Genomic DNA, 17,848 nt, shown 5'->3' on the forward strand with positions numbered 1-17,848 from the left:
CGGAAAATCGACGTCGACGATTCCGCGCTTGTCCCGATTCGCGGCGATGACGGCCCGTCTTTCAGCGAATGGCTGCGCCTCTTTCCGGGGATAGAACGCTTTTAACCATTCCCATTAATCGTGCCTACATCGTCAAATGCTAAACCTTATTTGCAGCGCATTGCGGACATGATGTCTCCTGCCGTCCCACAGACATGGCCTTGCAATTAATCTTTGCGGAATTTGCATGTCGTCGAATCTTGCAGGTAGGTACGTTCGGACCCAGACGTCTTCCATCATCGCGACAACCGTCTTCTTCCTTGTCGTTGCTCTCGTACTGACCGGCCTGATGGCACATGTCGTCGTCACGATGACCCGGTCGGCCAACGAGATCGATGATGCCAGGGCCAGTCGCGCCGCCCGCGCGGCAATCGGTGCGTTTGTGGGTCGCCTGAGCGCGACAACGACGGACAATGCCGTGTGGGACGATGCCTATAGTGCTGTCTCATCTTCGGCCGCGGCGGATTGGGCCTATGAGAATTGGGGAAAAACCAGCGAGGATTACGCGCTCTATGACGGCGCGATCGTGATCGGCCCTGACCGGTCTTCGATCGTCTCCGCATATGCCAAAGGCAAGCCCTTCCAGCCGAGCGCGTTTTTCGGGCTAGGTTTTTATCAGCAGATCAATGTGGCTGCCGATCCGGGGCGGGCGCCAGTGATCAATTTCATCAAGACCGAAAGCGGTATCGCGCTGATCGCATCTCAGGCAATCCAGCCTTTCGAGGCGACCGCCGAACTTCCGAAGCTTAGCACGCTGAGTTTCTACAAGGAATTTACATCGGAAGTTCTCGACACGCTCTCGAACGAACATGAACTTGAAGGCTTGCGCCTCGAGATGACGCCGAAGCCGGAGTTCCTGAACACGCCGATCACCGACATGAAGGGGGCCGTCATCGGCTATCTCGTCTGGCCCAGCAAAGCGCCGGGAAGCGCCGTGTTTCATCAGGTCTATCCTTATCTTGCAGCTTCTACCGTCATCCTTTCGCTATTCTTGATCGGCGTTCTGATGGTTGGCGCCTCCGAGGCGCGGCGCCTGCGCCTATTGGCGCAAGCAGCGCTTTTCGAAGCAGGCCATGACAGCTTGAGTGGCCTGTTGAACAGACATGGGCTTCTCAACCTGCTGGAAGAGCTGGAAAATTCGGGCTCTTCGCCACCTCAGCTTTATCTGATCGACCTTGATGGCTTCAAGGCCGTCAACGATGCCTGGGGGCATGCGGTGGGGGACGATTTGATCCAGTTGGTTTCGAAGGCGCTGACGGCCTGCCACCCCGAAATCATTGCCGCAGCTCGGCTCGGGGGCGACGAATTTGCGCTGGTGCACATCGGTTCCGCCACATGCGGAGAGATGGAAAAGACGATTTTGGCGCTGTTTGTCGAGCCCTTCAAAATCGACGGACGAACGATCGAAGTTGGCGCGAGCATCGGAGCTGCTGTTCGCAACGGCGACGTCCCGCCATTGGAGCTTCTTCGCAGAGCGGACATGGCCCTCTATCGTGCCAAGGCAAATGGCAGAGGCCAGGCAATCGAATACGATCCGGAGCTGGACCGGGAACGTCAACGGGTTGCCGAACTAGAAGGCCTGTTGAAGAATGCCATCACCAGCGGCGCAATCGAAGCCGTTTTCCAACCTCTCGTCTCTGCTTCGACCGGCGCTGTGACTGGTCTTGAAGCACTGGCGCGCTGGCGAACTGCAACCGGAAACATCAGCCCGGAGATTTTCATCCCTCTTGCCGAGAGGTGCGGCCTCATCGATGCGCTCGGCGTTCATATGCTGAGAACATCTATCGAGCATGCCAAGAACTGGCCCGATCTGGCATTGTCGGTGAACGTTTCGCCAATCCAGCTCTGCAATCCGGAATTTGCCGCAGAAGTGATCTCGGTCCTGCAGGAGCTTGATTTCAATCCAAACCGCCTGACATTGGAAATCACCGAAGGCGTTCTGATGACCAATCCGGATCAGGCCCGGCGTTCGATAGACCAGCTCAAACGCGTCGGCATAAAGTTCGCGCTCGACGACTTTGGCTGCGGTTATGCAAGCATTGGCGCATTGCGGCAGTTCGGGTTTGATCGCATGAAGATCGACCGCTCGCTCGTGTCGGCTCTCGACGAAGGCGCAAATGGCGCCGATGTTCTTCGGGCAACCATCTCGCTCGCGACCGCTCTGCGGATTCCCGTTACCGCGGAAGGTATCGAGACTACCCGCCAGGCGGCGATCTTGCGCGACGCCGGCTGCGATCAGCTTCAAGGATATCTGATTGGAAAACCCATGTCGGCATACGACATATCCAGCAAGCTGGAAGAAGAGTCAGCCGCGTGATGCCGTCGTAGCATCTCCAAGGTTGAGATGGACGTCCGCGTCGATCAGGCGCTTCGCTCGGCAGCCCTCTGGGAAGAGGTCAAGGACAAGCTGAAGGGCAGCGGTCTCGGCCTTTCCGGCGGCCAGCAGCAGCGTCTCTGCATCGCGCGTGCCGTGGCGCTTCGCCCCGAGGTGCTTCTCCTCGACGAGCCGACTTCCGCCCTCGACCCAATCTCGACTGCCAAGGTGGAAGAGCTGGTCGCCCAGCCGAAGACGGAGTTCACCATCGTCATCGTCACCCACAACATGCAGCAGGCAAGCCGCATCTCGGACAACACTGCCTTCATGTATCTGGGCGAGTTGGTCGAATACGGCCCGACCGCTGAGATCTTCCAATCGCCGAAGGTCAAGCGCACGGAAGACTACATTACCGGACGTTACGGCTGATCCGCGCGCGGTGGATCACCTCTGCGAGGGCGGGATCACCACTGCAGATCCAGCCGGTCCAGCCCGTGGAAATGGTAGACATCCTTGACCACCGGTGTCTTCGCCAGCCTCAGGCCGGCAATGCGCTCGAACAGGATCGGCAACACGACGTTGAGCTCCAGCCGCGCCAGCGGCGCGCCGATGCAGAAATGGATGCCGGCGCCGAAGGAGAGGTTCGCCGCCTCGTTACGATCGGGCCAGAAGGTCAGCGGATCGGTGAATTTTGTCGGGTCGAGATTGGCGGCGGCGAGGATGAGGCTGACTTTGTCGCCGCGCTTGAAGGAGACCCCGTCGATTTCGGCTGGCTCCAGCGCCCAGCGCTGGAAGATGTGGACCGGCGCGCAGATGCGCAAGGTTTCCTCGACGGTGCGCTCCGTCGTCGCCTCGTCCCGGAAGAGTTCTGCCGGATCGCAGCCGCTGTCTAGGATGGTGCGCACGGAATTGCCGATCTGGTGCACGGTCGCCTCGTGCCCGGCATTGAGCAGCACGATCGTCGTCGACACGAGCTCCTCCTCGGTCAGATACTGGCCCTTGTGCTCGGTATGGATCATGTGGGTCAGCAGGTCGTCGCGTGGTTCGGCGCGGCGTTCTGTGATGACCGTCTTGACGTAGTCGGAAAATTCCTTCGCCGCCCGTTCGGCCTCTTCCTCCTGCTCGCGCGTGCGGCCGAACATGTACATGCGGACATAGGCGTGTGACCAGGCAAGCAGTTGCGGTCCCATCTCTTCGGGAATGCCGATCATGCGGGCGATCATCGTCACCGGGATGATGTCGGCAAAGGCCGAGAGCAGCTCGACCCCACGCTTCTCCGCGAAACCGTCGATCAGCCGATTGGCGAGTTCGGCAAGCTCCGGTTTCATCTTCTCGACATGGCGGGAAACGAAGGCGCGGTTGACGAGCGTGCGCAGCCGCGTGTGCTCCGGCGGTTCAAGTTCGAGCAGGGAATAACGTTCCGAGAGATCGAAACTGGCAAGATGCGGCATCGGCTCGGCAAGGCCGAGTTCCTCGCGGCTGGCGATATGCAGGATCTGCCGGCCGAAGCGGCGATCGCGCAGCAGGCTGTTCACATGGTCGTAACCCGTGAAGAACCACTGCTTCTGCTCACTCCAGTAGAAGGTCGGGCAATGGGCGTGAAGTGCGGCATAGACGACATTCGGGTTGCCGTAGAAGGCCGGGTTGCGGCTGTCCAGCGAGACATGACGGTTGGCGCGGTCGATCGAGAGAAAGGATGGGATCATCATGCCCCGAGGCTTATCGGATTTGCCGAGCCTCGGAAAGATGCGGGGTTAGGGATCCAGGACTATCCGGCCCGCGACAGCGTACCCATGCGTCGTAGCGCGTCGACCTGGTCGTCGACCGTCGGCACGAGTTCGCCGGCGGTGCTGCTCGGCGTGGCCGGTGCAGTGGCAGCGGCCTCCGCTTCGCCGAAGGTGACCGTGCAATTGCGGCCGGCGGCCTTCGCGGCATAGAGCGCCCGGTCGGCGGCCGAGATCAGTTTGTCGATATTGGCTTCGATCGAGGAGGCAAGCGCGATACCGATACTGACCGTGACTGGAACGATCGCTTCGCCGGTGCTGACGGGTAGACGGCAGAATTCGGTGCGGATCGCTTCGGCGATCGCCTCGGCTTCCGTCTGGTCCGTGACCGCGGCGAAGGCGGCGAATTCCTCGCCGCCCATGCGGCCGAAGATGTAGTTTGGAATATACTGGCGGGCCATCCGCGCGAAGGCGGTAAGCACGGCATCACCGGACTGGTGGCCGAAACGGTCATTGACGCGCTTGAAATGGTCGAGATCGAAAAGCAACACCGCGACCTGGCGCTGGTCGTCATGGGCTCTTTCCTGGGTGGCGTCGAAATAGCCGAGCAGGCCGCGGCGGTTGAGCACGCCGGTCAGCGAATCGGTCAGGGTGAGCGCACGCAGGTGCCGTTCGGAGCGCTCCATGATCAGCCGGCAGGTGAACGCGAAGGCGATGGTCAGCAGGAAGGCGCTGGCCATGGCGGAGGCGCCGCCGAGATTGGTCGCCTCGATATCGCTCGGCAGCGTCAGCGCCATCATCAGCGCCGAGCCGAAGCACAGGCAGCCCTGGATGACGAACACGCCCATCAGCTTGACGCGGGTACGCTCGCGGCGCATGTCGCCGGCGGCGACCGCCATGGCAAGTGCTGTCGCACCCGTCGCTGAAGCAAGGTTATAGAGTACCACCCGGTTTGAATAATCGCTGTTGACCCAAGGCAGGAAGACCCCGGCGAGCCAGATGACCGGCGGCAGCAGCGCCCACCATTCGATCCGCTTGCGGTCGAGCGCCAGAAAACCCGCCACCCAGGCGCTCTGGCCGAGCAGGGCGATGGCATTGCCTGCCTCTATGGAAAGCACGCTGGGGATTTCGCCGCGTAGCGCGACCATCGCAAAGCCAATGCCGGTCAGGAGGAAGCCCATGCCCCAATAGAGATAGGCCTCGTTCCTGATGTTGTGGCGCCAGGCGACGAACAGCACCAAAGCGAGCGTCATGGCCTCTGAACACCAGATGGCGAGACCTGTAGCAATATTGAACACGGCAGCAACCCCTTGTCTGTCCGTTCGCATCCTTGCCGAGGAAGCTCGCCACTTCCTTAATGTCGCTGCGCTGCGGCATTGTTTCAGGCCGATATCTGCCGGTAGGCTTTCCGTTGGGTAAACGTGTATGAGCATAGTCGAATAGAGTAAGCCTTCCTTCATCCTGTCATGGAGAAAAGCCGGGGGAGATCAGGCCGAGGGCTCGTTGTTAAAAGGCTTTTGGCGGAAAGACGCTACCAGGAGCCGCCTTGCCCCACCTTCTTAACGTTATCCGCATGCGTGTCTTGAAGAGGAGGGCCGGGACACTCTATGTAGGGGTAAGACATTTTTCTTTGATTCCCGGCGCCGGCCGGCGAGACGTTGACAAAGGACGCACATGAGAAACCCAGTCGATACCGCAATGGCCCTCGTGCCGATGGTCGTGGAACAGACCAACCGCGGTGAACGCTCCTACGACATCTATTCCCGCCTGTTGAAGGAACGCATCATCTTCCTGACGGGTGCCGTCGAGGACCATATGGCGACGCTCGTCTGCGCCCAGCTGCTCTTCCTCGAGGCCGAAAACCCGAAGAAGGAAATCGCCCTTTACATCAATTCCCCTGGTGGCGTCGTCACCGCCGGCATGGCGATCTACGATACGATGCAGTTCATCAAGCCCGCGGTTTCGACGCTCTGCATCGGCCAGGCCGCATCCATGGGCTCGCTGCTGCTGGCTGCCGGCCACAAGGACATGCGCTTTGCCACGCCGAATTCCCGTATCATGGTGCACCAGCCCTCGGGCGGCTTCCAGGGCCAGGCCTCGGACATCGAGCGGCACGCCCGCGACATCCTCAAAATGAAGCGCCGCCTGAACGAGGTCTACGTCAAGCACACCGGTCGCACCTACGAGGAAGTTGAAAAGACGCTCGATCGTGACCATTTCATGGATGCGGACGAAGCCCAGAGCTGGGGCGTGATCGACAAGGTTCTGACGTCGCGCCTCGAAATGGAAGGCGAACAGGCCTAGTAATTAATAGGGATGGTGTTTTTGTCGCCACAGTTCTATCCCATTTGTGATTGAACAAGGGCTTTCTTACGGCGACGAAGACGCTAATAGTAGCTATTAATGCTATGTTGAATTTTTATGACATAGCATCGGCATTCGAAGGGGAATTCGTTGCCGCCGGAACCCGGACATGATTGGTTGGGCCCGGTTCGTACCCCCTGAAGCCCTTCTCGGCAAAGGCTCCGGAAACGGAGTGCCGCCAGGAGCTGATAGAGTGGACCGCGATTTCGCCTTGAAATGCGGCGTGCTGGAAGGAAAATGATATGAGCAAGGTCAGCGGCAGCAACGGCGGCGACTCCAAGAACACTCTCTATTGTTCGTTCTGCGGAAAGAGCCAGCACGAAGTCCGGAAACTGATTGCCGGACCGACCGTCTTCATCTGCGATGAATGCGTCGAATTGTGCATGGACATCATCCGCGAGGAGAACAAGTCCTCGATGGTCAAGTCCCGCGACGGCGTTCCGACGCCCCAGGACATCATCAAGGTCCTCGACGAATACGTCATCGGCCAGCGGCAGGCGAAGAAGATCCTGTCGGTCGCCGTTCACAATCACTACAAGCGCCTGGCGCACGCCTCCAAGAACGGCGAAGTCGAACTGGCGAAGTCGAACATCATGCTCGTCGGCCCGACCGGCTGCGGCAAGACCTATCTTGCCCAGACGCTCGCCCGCATCATCGACGTTCCCTTCACCATGGCCGATGCGACGACGCTGACCGAGGCCGGTTATGTCGGCGAGGATGTCGAAAACATCATCCTGAAGCTCCTGCAGTCGGCCGACTACAACGTCGAGCGTGCGCAGCGCGGCATCGTCTACATCGACGAAGTCGACAAGATTTCGCGCAAGTCCGACAATCCGTCGATCACCCGCGACGTCTCGGGCGAGGGCGTGCAGCAGGCGCTGCTGAAGATCATGGAAGGCACGGTTGCTTCCGTTCCGCCGCAGGGCGGCCGCAAGCACCCGCAGCAGGAATTCCTCCAGGTCGACACGACGAACATCCTGTTCATCTGCGGCGGCGCTTTTGCCGGCCTCGACAAGATCATCTCTGCCCGTGGCGAGAAGACCTCGATCGGCTTCGGCGCCTCTGTCAAGTCGCAGGATGACCGCCGCGTCGGCGAGGTCCTGCGCGAACTGGAGCCTGAAGATCTGGTCAAGTTCGGCCTCATCCCCGAGTTCATCGGCCGTCTGCCGGTTCTGGCGACGCTTGAGGACCTCGATGAGGATGCGCTGATCCAGATCCTGTCCGAGCCGAAGAATGCGCTGATCAAGCAGTATCAGCGGCTGTTCGAGATGGAAGACGTGGAACTGAATTTCCACGAGGACGCTCTGCGCGAAATCGCCCGCAAGGCGATCGTACGCAAGACCGGCGCTCGCGGCCTTCGCTCGATCATGGAGAAGATCCTGCTCGACACCATGTTCGAACTGCCGACGCTGGAAGGCGTGCGCGAGGTCGTCATCTCCGAGGAAGTGGTGCGCGGTTCGGCCCGTCCGCTTTACATCTATGCCGACCGGCAGGAAGATAAGGCCAACGCTTCGGCGTGACCTTGTGACTTTCGCACCATTATTTTGGGGGCTTGCCATAGGCAGGCCCCTTTCTATTTGAAAAACCATACGAAGCGCTGTTAGTATTTGCCGGTGGGAACCGAAATTGCCTTTGCCGATGTTGCGCAAGGGGTAGTGCTTGGCAATGATGCAATGATCCGTAAGCCTCTTGCTGGCGTTTGTATTTTAGCCGGGTCGGAAGTGGTAAGCGCCGGTCCAGCCACGCGCTTCATAGTGTTGGCGTTCCGTTGTAATAAAGCTGTCACATCCGAGGGACGCGGGCGTTAGCGTGGCTTGAAAAGCGTAGTCAGAACCTCCACTTGTAGCAACAAGTGAGAGTGCCGGCCGGTCCCAAGCGGCCGTGCAGAGAGCCCGGCAACGGGACGATGGAAAGGACATAAAATGACGAAGAAAACGTCTGTAGCGAGCAGCACTGCCTACCCTGTTCTGCCCCTGCGCGACATCGTGGTTTTCCCGCATATGATCGTGCCGCTGTTCGTCGGACGGGAAAAGTCGATCCGTGCGCTCGAAGAGGTCATGGGCTCCGACAAGCAGATCATGCTGGTGACGCAGATCAACGCCAGCGACGACGATCCGGATCCTTCCGCGATCCACAATGTCGGCACCGTGGCGAACGTGTTGCAGCTCTTGAAGCTGCCCGACGGCACCGTCAAGGTTCTGGTCGAAGGCCGCGCCCGCGCCGAGATCGACACCTATACCAGCCGCGAGGATTTCTATGAGGCGCTCGGCCATGTGCTCGAGGAGCCGCATGACGATCCGGTCGAACTGGAAGCCCTGTCGCGTTCGGTCGTCTCCGAATTCGAGAGCTACGTGAAGCTCAACAAGAAGATTTCGCCCGAAGTGGTCGGCGCTGCCAGCCAGATCGACGACTATTCCAAGCTTGCCGATACGGTCGCTTCGCATCTGTCGATCAAGATCACCGAGAAGCAGGAGATGCTGGAGACCACCAGCGTCAAGCAGCGCCTCGAAAAGGCCCTCGGCTTCATGGAAGGCGAGATCTCGGTTCTGCAGGTCGAAAAGCGCATCCGCTCGCGCGTCAAGCGCCAGATGGAAAAGACCCAGCGCGAGTATTACCTCAATGAACAGATGAAGGCGATCCAGAAGGAACTCGGCGACGGCGAGGAAGGCCGCGACGAGATGAGCGAACTGGAAGAGCGCATCTCCAAGACCAAGCTGTCCAAGGAAGCCCGTGAAAAGGCCGATGCGGAGCTGAAGAAGCTGCGCCAGATGAGCCCGATGTCGGCGGAAGCCACCGTCGTGCGCAATTATCTGGACTGGCTGCTCGGCATTCCCTGGGGCAAGAAGTCGAAGATCAAGGCCGATCTCAACAATGCCGAGAAGATCCTCGAAGCCGATCACTTCGGTCTCGACAAGGTCAAGGAGCGCATCGTCGAATATCTGGCCGTGCAGGCTCGCGCCACCAAGATCAAGGGGCCGATCCTTTGCCTCGTCGGTCCTCCGGGTGTCGGCAAGACCTCGCTCGCCCAGTCGATCGCCAAGGCGACCGGCCGTGAGTATGTCCGCATGGCGCTTGGCGGCGTTCGTGACGAAGCCGAAATCCGCGGTCACCGCCGCACCTATATCGGCTCGATGCCCGGCAAGGTCATCCAGTCGATGAAGAAGGCGAAGAAGTCCAACCCGCTGTTCTTGCTCGACGAAATCGACAAGCTCGGCCAGGACTATCGCGGCGATCCGTCCTCGGCCCTGCTCGAAGTGCTCGATCCGGCGCAGAACATGACCTTCATGGACCACTATCTGGAAGTCGAATACGACCTGTCGGATGTGATGTTCATCACGACGGCAAATACGCTGAATATTCCAGCGCCCCTGATGGACCGCATGGAGATCATCCGTATCGCCGGCTACACCGAGGATGAAAAGCGCGAGATCGCCAAGCGGCACCTGCTGCCGAAGGCCATCAAGGAACATGCGTTGCAGCCGGAAGAATTCTCGGTCAGCGACGACGCCCTGATGGCGATCAGCCAGCAGTACACCCGTGAAGCCGGCGTCCGCAACTTCGAACGCGAACTGATGAAACTCGCCCGCAAGGCGGTCACCGAGATCATCAAGGGCAAGACGAAGGCCGTTCATGTGACGGCGGCCAACATCTCCGACTACCTGGGCGTCCCGCGCTTCCGCCATGGCGAAGCAGAGGGCGAGGATCAGGTCGGCGTCGTGACCGGTCTTGCCTGGACGGAAGTCGGTGGCGAGCTGCTGACCATCGAAGGCGTGATGATGCCGGGCAAGGGCCGCATGACGGTCACCGGCAATCTGAAGGAAGTCATGAAGGAATCGATCTCGGCAGCGGCCTCCTATGTCCGCTCGCGCGCTGTCGATTTCGGCATCGAGCCGCCGCGCTTCGACAAGAGCGACATCCACGTGCACGTGCCGGAAGGCGCAACCCCGAAGGATGGCCCCTCGGCCGGCGTCGCCATGGCAACCGCGATCGTCTCGATCATGACCGGCATTCCGGTGGACAGGCATGTGGCCATGACCGGCGAAATCACCCTTCGTGGCCGCGTGCTGCCGATCGGTGGTCTCAAGGAAAAGCTGCTCGCAGCGCTTCGCGGCGGCATCAAGAAGGTGCTGATTCCGGAGGAAAACGCCAAGGACCTGGCGGAGATTCCTGACAACGTGAAGAACAACATGGAGATCATCCCGGTATCCCGCATGGGCGAGGTGATCAAGCATGCGCTGATCCGGCGGCCGGAGCCTATCGAATGGGACGGCACGGTGGAAACGCCGGTCATCACATCGGTCGAAGGCCTTGATGAGACAGGCGCAACCATAGCGCATTGAGTGGCCTTTGCCACATTTATGCCCAATTGGCCCAAAAGACGGAAAAAGGCTGGCGGAAACGCCAGCCTTTTTTGTGAAAACGTCATGTAGACGCTTGCTTTTCCTTGATTTGCAGGGCTTTTGGGTTTTCGGCGGGCCTGATGAAACCTATTCTGCGCCTAGCTTACTTTTGAGTCGTTTCATACCATTTAGAAAGGGGTGGAAACATGAACAAGAATGAACTCGTGTCCGCAGTAGCCGAAAAGGCAGGACTGACGAAGTCTGACGCGGCTTCCGCTGTTGACGCGGTTTTCGACGTTGTCCAGGCTGAGCTCAAGAACAAGGGCGACATTCGCCTTGCGGGTTTCGGCAGCTTCACCGTTTCTCATCGTGCCGCAACGAAGGGCCGTAACCCGTCGACGGGCGCTGAAGTCGACATTCCGGCTCGCAACGTGCCGAAATTCACGCCCGGCAAGGGCCTGAAGGACGCCGTCAACAGCTGATCTGAGATTATCCACCAGCCGGAAACGAGACCGGCTGTGCAGGATTTGAGAGGGGTTCGGCTTTGCCGGACCCCTTTTGCTTTAGAGCATGATGCCGAAAAGTGTGAGCGGTTTTCGGACGACATCATGCTCTGCTTTTTTGATCTAGGAGCACTCTTGCTGTCGCCCGGGCTTTGATCTACGACGTTTCTGTTCTCAGGGCGGGGTGAAACTCCCCACCGGCGGTAAGGGCTTCGGCCTGAGCCCGCGAGCGCCTTCTTTCGTGTCCACGCGGAGGAAGGGTCAGCAGATCCGGTGCAAATCCGGAGCCGACGGTTAAAGTCCGGATGGAAGAGAATGAGCGTCGGCCATGCGAGGGCAGGGGTTACCCTGTATTGCCTGTCCGTGCCTCATGCGTCCTGATTTATGTTGGTCCCTGGTTTCGGATAAAAGACATGAATCAGACTTCCCTTGTGGTCTCGCCGTCCCGCGCCGTTGTCGGTGCCATCTGGATGGTGCTTGCCGGCATTGCCTTTTCGCTTCTCAACGTCGTCACCCAATGGCTGACGATGAAGCTTGCCTTTCCCTCGGCGTCGGCAGCCTTCTGGCAATATGGCTTCGCCTTCCTGTTTTCGCTGCCGTTCCTGAAGAGGCTCGGCCTTTCGGCGATGCGCACGCGCTATCCCTGGCGTCACCTCGCGCGCGTCGCGCTTGCCGCGCTCGGCGTCGAGGCCTGGGTCGCCGGCCTTTCCACGGTGCCGATCTGGCAGGCGATAGCACTGGTGATGACCTCGCCCTTCTTCATCATTCTGGGCGCGCGGCTTTTCCTCGGGGAGCGCGTCGGCCCGGCTCGCTGGGCAGCGACGGCGGCGGGTTTCACCGGAGCGATGATCATCCTGCAGCCATGGTCTGATGGTTTTGGCTGGGCGGCTCTCTTGCCTGTGCTCTCGGCGCTGCTGTGGGGCGCCTCGTCGCTGATCACCAAGAGCCTGACGGGCATTGAACGACCGGAGACGATCACCGTCTGGCTGCTCGTTCTGCTGACGCCGATAAACGGCGGACTGGCGCTGGCGGCAGGTTTTGCAGTGCCGACGGGTGCAACACTTGCGCTGTTCCTGCTGGCGGGGCTGCTGACCGCCGTAGCGCAGTATTTCCTGACGCTTGCCTATGCCGCAGCCGATGCCGCCTACGTCCAGCCGTTCGACGATCTGAAACTGCCGTTGAATGTGCTGGCCGGTTGGCTGTTCTTCGGCTATGCGCCGGCGGGCTACCTCCGGCTGGGAGCAGCTCTTATTCTCTCCGCTTCGCTGTTCATCATGCGAAACGAGATGCGCCGAGAGCGCAAACCAGCCTGACATGATCTGACGCAAAATGCCGCCTCTGTCATGCCTCTGTCATGCCGCTCCCGCAGAAAACTCCTGTTTCGAATGTTCGACACATGGGGGATTTCATGACAATTTCATCGCGCAAGGCAGCGCTTGCTGCCGTGCTTCTCGCATCCGTTGCCTTTCCGGCCACGGCCGAACCGGTTTTCAACCGCATCGCTTCCTTTCCGGTTGCGCAGAACCTGCCGGCTGACAAGGATAAGCTTTCGGTGAGCTCCGCCGAAATCATCTCAGCGACCGACGACGGCAACACGCTGATCTATAGCGACAGCCCGCTCGGCGCGATCGGCTTCATCGACATTACCGATGCCAGGGCCCCGAAGGCCGGCGGCGCGGTGATGATGGACGGCGAGCCGACATCGGTCACCTCCAGCGCCGGCAAGGCGCTCGTTGCCGTCAACACCTCCGAAAGCAAGGCGAAGCCCTCGGGCCGTCTCGCGATCGTCGACGTGACGACCAAGAAGATCGAAAACAGCTGCGATCTCGGCGGCCAGCCGGATTCGATCGCCCTCAACAAGGACAAGACGCTCGGCGCCATCGCGATCGAAAACGAGCGCGACGAAAAGGTCAATGACGGCAAGATCCCACAGATGCCGGCTGGCGACCTCGTCGCCTTCCAGGTCAAGAATGGCACCGTCGATTGCGGCACCATCAAGCACGTGGCGCTGACCGGGCTTGCCGGCATTGCTCCTGAGGATCCGGAACCGGAATTCGTCGCCTTCAACGGTCTGAACGAGATTGCCCTGACGCTGCAGGAAAACAATGAGATCGTCATCATCGACGCCAACACGGCTGAAGTGAAGACGCATTTCTCCGCCGGCAGCGTCGATCTCACGGGCATCGACACCAAGCGTGACGGCGCCCTGAAATTCTCAGGCGATGCCAAGGGCGTGCTGCGCGAGCCCGACGCCGTGAAGTGGCTGGACGACAACCGCCTCGTCGTCGCCAATGAAGGCGACTATCAGGGCGGCTCGCGCGGCTTCACCATCTTCGACAAGACGGGCAAGCTTCTCTACGAATCGGGCCCATCCTTCGAACGCGCCGTCGCCCATATCGGCCACTATCCGGAAAGCCGGTCAGGATCGAAGGGCGTCGAGCCCGAGGGCCTTGAAGCCGCCAAGTTCGGTGACGATCAGTATTTCTTCCTGCTCGCCGAGCGCGCTTCGGTCGTCGGCGTCTACAAAGATACCGGCGCTGATCCCGAGCTTGTCCAGCTGCTGCCGTCCGGCATTTCGCCGGAAGGCGCGATCGCAATCCCTAAGCGCAATATTTTTGCCACCGCCAATGAACTCGACCTCGGCAAGGATGGCGGCGCGCGCTCGCATGTGATGATCTACGAGCGCTCGGAAGGCGAAAAGGCCTATCCGCAGATCGTCTCCGCCGAGAAGGATGGCAATCCGATCGGCTTTGCAGCCCTTTCGGGTCTCGCCGCCGTTCCGGGCAAGCCGGGCATGCTCTACGCCGTCAGCGACAGCGTTCTGGGCTCGCAGCCGACGATCTACACGATCGATGCCCGCAAGAAGCCGGCCGTCATCACCGACGCCCTCGTCGTCAAGCGTGACGGCGCCCCGGCCCAGAAGCTCGACATCGAAGGTATTGCGGCGGCTGCCGACGGCTCCTTCTGGCTCGCCTCGGAAGGTTACAGCGAGCGGCTCGTCCCGCACGCCCTCTACAACGTCAATGCCAAGGGTGACATCAAGGCCGAGATCGCCCTGCCGAAGGAGCTCGTCGCCAACGAAATCCGCTACGGCCTCGAAGGCGTGACCATTGTCGGCACCGGCGACGATGCAACGCTCTGGATGGCGGTCCAGCGCGAGTGGAGCGATGACGAGAAGGGCTTCGTCAAGCTCGTCTCCTACAATCCGAAGAAGAAGGAATGGGGTGCTGTGCGCTATCCGCTCGACAAGACGGAAAGCGGCTGGGTCGGCCTGTCGGAAATCTCCGCCCAGGGCGACAGCGTCTACATCATCGAGCGCGACAACCTTGTCGGTGATGCCGCCAGGCTGAAGAAGCTCTACAAGGTCGCGATTTCGGAGCTGAAGCCCGCCAAGCTCGGCGGCGAGCTGCCGGTCGTCAAGAAGACCGAAGCCCATGACTTCCTCGGTCAGCTGAAGACCACGACCAATGGCTATGTGCTGGACAAGCTCGAAGGCTTCACCTTCGACGCATCGGGCAAGCCCTACGCGGTCACCGACAATGACGGCGTCAGCGACTCCTCCGGCGAAACCCTGTTCTTTCCGGTCGATCTCGTCGGCACCAACTGAGCCCACCAACTGACCTTGACGGATCGCTGATATGAAAATGGCCGGGCGAAAACCCGGCCATTTGCATTTTGGAGTGTTGGACGCCTACCAGCGCTGATGCACATGCGGCGCGATCAGCCGCTCGTAGATCTCGCGCGTTGCTGCCATGACATCGGCCGAAAGCGGCGCAAGGTCGGCGGCGGCCGCATTGCCCTTGGCCTGCTCGGCGTTACGCGCGCCGGGGATGACGACGGTGAGGGCATCGCTCATCAGGATCCAGCGGAGCGCGAAGGCGGCCATGGTGGCGCCCTCGGGCACCAGCTTGCGCACCTCTTCCACCGCCTGCAGACCGACCTCGAAGGGCACGCCGGCAAAGGTCTCGCCGACATCGAAGGCTTCGCCGTTGCGGTTGAAATTGCGGTGGTCGTCGCTGGCGAAGTGTGTGTCCCGGGTGATCTTGCCGGAGAGGAGACCGCTTGCGAGCGGCACGCGGGCGATGATCGCCACGTTCTTGCGGCGCGCCTCCTGGAAGAACAGGTGGTCGGGGCGCTGGCGGAATATGTTGTAGATGATCTGGATGCTGACGACGCCGGGATATTCGATCGCCTTCAGGCCGTCCTCGACCTTTTCGACGCTGACGCCGTAACCCTTGATCTTGCCGGCCTTCTGAAGCTCGTTCAGGCCCTCGAAGACCTCTGGCTGGTAAAGCACGTCGCGCGGCGGGCAGTGCAGCTGCACGAGGTCGAGACTGTCGACGGCGAGATTCGTCAGGCTGCGGTCGATGAAGCCTTCGAGATTAGCCTTGGTGTAGCCTTCCGCGACATGCGGGTTGAGGCGACGGCCCGCCTTGGTGGCGACCATCGGGCGTTCGCCGCCGCGCGTCTTCAGCACGTCGGCAATGATCTTTTCCGAGCGGCCGTCGCCATAGACATCTGCAGTGTCGATGAATGTCATGCCGGCATCGAGCGCGGCATTCAGCGCCGCGCGTCCGTCGGCCTCGCTGATATCGCCCCAGGAGCCGCCGATCTGCCAGGCGCCGAAGCCGACGTTGGTGACGGTGAAGGGCATCCGGCCGAAAGCATGGTGTTTCATGAAAAATCCTCCTACTGCATGTCGCCCGGAAGTGTGCGGGGACAACGACATGCATCAAAACAAAGAGCCAAAGCGCGTCGGATGATTCAAGCAAGATGCGACGCGCTGATGAAAGACAATGGCACTATCAGCCGGGTGACTTTGCGGCAATTGTCGATCCGGCTTTGATTGGTCGCTCCGATGAAATATCGTTCTGCTACAAGGCTTCAACCGCATGGATGGAAAAGGAAAGATCATGGAGATCAAACCCGTCGGCTCTCGCCCCTCGACGAAGCCACCGGCCGACTATTTCACCGGCGCCGTTCGCCAGGATCCGCTGATGGAAACGCCGGCGCCGGCACGGGCGAGGGCGGTCTCCGTCACCTTCGAACCCGGTGCCCGCACCGCCTGGCATACGCATCCGCTCGGCCAGACGCTGATCGTGACATCAGGCAAGGGTCTCGCCCAGAGCTGGGGCGGGGACATCCGCGAGATCCGCGCCGGCGATACCGTCTGGTTCTCGCCGGGCGAAAAACATTGGCATGGTGCTGCCCCGGACACGGCGATGACGCATATCGCCATCCATGAAGCGCTGGACGGCAACCATGTCGACTGGATGGAAAAGGTCAGCGACGAGCAATATTCCGGTAAAATGTGAGCTGATCAGAGCCGCTTCAGGCAATAGGAAAAATGCGCGTGCGATTCGACCGTCAGGAACTCGAATTGCCAGCCATAATCCTTGCAGAACTTGGTGACCGCCTCGACGACGCCGTAGACGATCGGCTTGACGGTATTGCCGGTGCAGAAATCATGCCCGGCAATGCGCCCCGTCCGCTTCACCTTCTTGTCGCAGAGCAGCAGTTCCTGCCAGGTGAGCTCGAAGGAATGATCGGTATCGATATAGGCCCAGTCGAGGAAATCGTCTTCGAATTCGGCAAGCTTGTCGAGCGATGTGCCTTGCATCAGATGCAGCCGGCCGGCCGCGATCTCGGCCGCGAAATTCGTGTGGATCGCGTCTAGCCCGGAGCTGTAGCGATCCATCGACCAGGGATCGATGAGGTAGAGCTGCGCCGGGCGATTCTTTTCCAGGATCTCCGCCGTATATTCGCCGAAGGCTGCCCCGACCTCGACGCCGATGCCGCCGTTCGGGATCCGATAAAGCAATTCGCCGCGATCCGGCAGCAGGCGGGCGTTTTCCATATGATGGGCGCTGAGCGGAGTGCGCGGCATGCTCGCCCGGAGCGCCTGCCTTTCTTCACGTGTCTTCATCTCTGATCTCGGGATTGCGGGCGACTGACGGCCCTGATGCGGTTTGACGGGAAGGTAGGAGCAGCCGGCACCGATGACAACCGCATGACAGGAATTTGCTTCTTTCGAACAAACCGCTAAGTTCCATCTGTGAACTGACGAAAAAGCCTCGGGAGGAGCGATTTCATGAGACGCATGTGGCCTGAAGAATTCAACGCCATCATCAGCGGAGCTGAGGAGGTGATGTTGGAAACACCAGCCGAGGCCGGCGAAGCGCCGCTGCAGCGCAAGGCGCTGAAGGCGCGAATCACCATGCAGGATTACGAGCGGATCTGGCCGCTCGCCGAGATGCGCTTCCGGCTTGGCGAAAGAGATGGCAAGGCCATCACGCTGATCACCACCAATCCCCATTACCACGCCTGGCACCCGAAGGACGGCGGCAGCGTCGATTCCGTGTCGGACAGTGGCCGCCATTACAAGACGGATTATCTCGTCGTGCACTTCCTGCTCGACGACGTGAAGGAAACGTCTCCCGCCTGAGGTGCTGAGGCCCGGTGCGGCCGGAAGCCGCACCGGCGTCCTGTGGAAGCCAAGTTGATCCCGACGCTGATGACAACGGCGGCGATATCGTTAAGCTTGGACGAAACATATCCTTACGA

General features: G+C 60.3%; 13 protein-coding genes, 1 pseudogene and 1 riboswitch. Of the genes and pseudogenes, 10 read left to right on the forward strand and 4 right to left on the reverse strand.

Annotated features, from left to right (window positions below; all coding sequences use genetic code 11):
* Window positions 1-226: 226 nt before the first annotated feature.
* Window positions 227-2,356 carry a bifunctional diguanylate cyclase/phosphodiesterase gene (locus CUJ84_RS06790; RefSeq protein ID WP_105005663.1) on the forward strand — a complete coding sequence of 710 codons (2,130 nt, stop codon included), beginning with the start codon at window positions 227-229 and terminating at the stop codon, window positions 2,354-2,356.
* Window positions 2,357-2,368: 12 nt separating this feature from the next.
* Window positions 2,369-2,782, forward strand: a pseudogene (locus CUJ84_RS06795) (phosphate ABC transporter ATP-binding protein); the annotation flags it as partial.
* A gap of 35 nt (window positions 2,783-2,817) precedes the next feature.
* Here CUJ84_RS06795 and CUJ84_RS06800 read toward each other — a convergent pair.
* Together CUJ84_RS06800 and CUJ84_RS06805 are read right to left on the reverse strand one after the other, a co-directional pair.
* Window positions 2,818-4,062 (reverse strand): cytochrome P450, encoded by a 1,245-nt coding sequence (locus CUJ84_RS06800; RefSeq protein WP_105005664.1) that lies wholly within the window; start codon window positions 4,060-4,062, stop codon window positions 2,818-2,820.
* Window positions 4,063-4,121: 59 nt separating this feature from the next.
* The gene (locus tag CUJ84_RS06805; protein WP_199788783.1) at window positions 4,122-5,537 is read right to left on the reverse strand and encodes a sensor domain-containing diguanylate cyclase; all 1,416 of its coding nucleotides are present in this window, start codon (window positions 5,535-5,537) and stop codon (window positions 4,122-4,124) included.
* Between the two features lie 214 nt (window positions 5,538-5,751).
* On the opposite strand from CUJ84_RS06805, the gene clpP reads away from it, so the two are divergent.
* The 6 genes from clpP (at window position 5,752) to CUJ84_RS06835 (ending at window position 14,891) form a co-directional block, all read left to right on the forward strand.
* A complete protein-coding gene (clpP, locus tag CUJ84_RS06810) occupies window positions 5,752-6,381 on the forward strand; it encodes an ATP-dependent Clp endopeptidase proteolytic subunit ClpP (protein ID WP_003547334.1) in 630 nt (209 codons plus the stop codon).
* Window positions 6,382-6,683: 302 nt separating this feature from the next.
* Window positions 6,684-7,961 carry an ATP-dependent Clp protease ATP-binding subunit ClpX gene (gene clpX, locus CUJ84_RS06815; RefSeq protein WP_105005665.1) on the forward strand — a complete coding sequence of 426 codons (1,278 nt, stop codon included), beginning with the start codon at window positions 6,684-6,686 and terminating at the stop codon, window positions 7,959-7,961.
* Between the two features lie 402 nt (window positions 7,962-8,363).
* Window positions 8,364-10,781, forward strand: a complete 2,418-nt coding sequence (gene lon / locus CUJ84_RS06820; RefSeq protein WP_003547341.1) for an endopeptidase La — start codon at window positions 8,364-8,366, stop codon at window positions 10,779-10,781.
* Window positions 10,782-10,987: 206 nt separating this feature from the next.
* Entirely contained in the window at window positions 10,988-11,263 is a 276-nt protein-coding gene (hupB, locus tag CUJ84_RS06825) for a DNA-binding protein HupB (protein WP_011651361.1), read from the forward strand.
* Between the two features lie 187 nt (window positions 11,264-11,450).
* Window positions 11,451-11,605: riboswitch (FMN riboswitch) on the forward strand.
* An 83-nt stretch (window positions 11,606-11,688) separates the two neighbouring features.
* Complete coding sequence (gene ribN, locus CUJ84_RS06830; RefSeq protein WP_432444904.1) at window positions 11,689-12,597, forward strand: riboflavin transporter RibN; 909 nt, start codon at window positions 11,689-11,691, stop codon at window positions 12,595-12,597.
* Window positions 12,598-12,680: 83 nt separating this feature from the next.
* A complete protein-coding gene (locus tag CUJ84_RS06835; protein ID WP_199788784.1) occupies window positions 12,681-14,891 on the forward strand; it encodes an esterase-like activity of phytase family protein in 2,211 nt (736 codons plus the stop codon).
* An 84-nt stretch (window positions 14,892-14,975) separates the two neighbouring features.
* Here CUJ84_RS06835 and CUJ84_RS06840 read toward each other — a convergent pair whose 3' ends face one another.
* Window positions 14,976-15,962 carry an aldo/keto reductase gene (locus CUJ84_RS06840; RefSeq protein ID WP_105005667.1) on the reverse strand — a complete coding sequence of 329 codons (987 nt, stop codon included), beginning with the start codon at window positions 15,960-15,962 and terminating at the stop codon, window positions 14,976-14,978.
* A gap of 235 nt (window positions 15,963-16,197) precedes the next feature.
* Here CUJ84_RS06840 and CUJ84_RS06845 point away from each other — a divergent pair, with 235 nt between their 5' ends.
* Entirely contained in the window at window positions 16,198-16,599 is a 402-nt protein-coding gene (locus CUJ84_RS06845) for a (R)-mandelonitrile lyase (RefSeq protein ID WP_245457535.1), read from the forward strand.
* A gap of 5 nt (window positions 16,600-16,604) precedes the next feature.
* Here the strand turns inward: CUJ84_RS06845 and CUJ84_RS06850 are convergent, their stop codons facing one another.
* Window positions 16,605-17,210, reverse strand: a complete 606-nt coding sequence (locus tag CUJ84_RS06850) for a class I SAM-dependent methyltransferase (protein ID WP_105005669.1) — start codon at window positions 17,208-17,210, stop codon at window positions 16,605-16,607.
* Window positions 17,211-17,375: 165 nt separating this feature from the next.
* Here CUJ84_RS06850 and CUJ84_RS06855 point away from each other — a divergent pair, with 165 nt between their 5' ends.
* Complete coding sequence (locus CUJ84_RS06855) at window positions 17,376-17,729, forward strand: hypothetical protein (protein WP_018241586.1); 354 nt, start codon at window positions 17,376-17,378, stop codon at window positions 17,727-17,729.
* Window positions 17,730-17,848: the final 119 nt, after the last annotated feature.

This window comes from Rhizobium leguminosarum, assembly GCF_002953715.1.
Classification (GTDB): domain Bacteria; phylum Pseudomonadota; class Alphaproteobacteria; order Rhizobiales; family Rhizobiaceae; genus Rhizobium; species Rhizobium leguminosarum_V.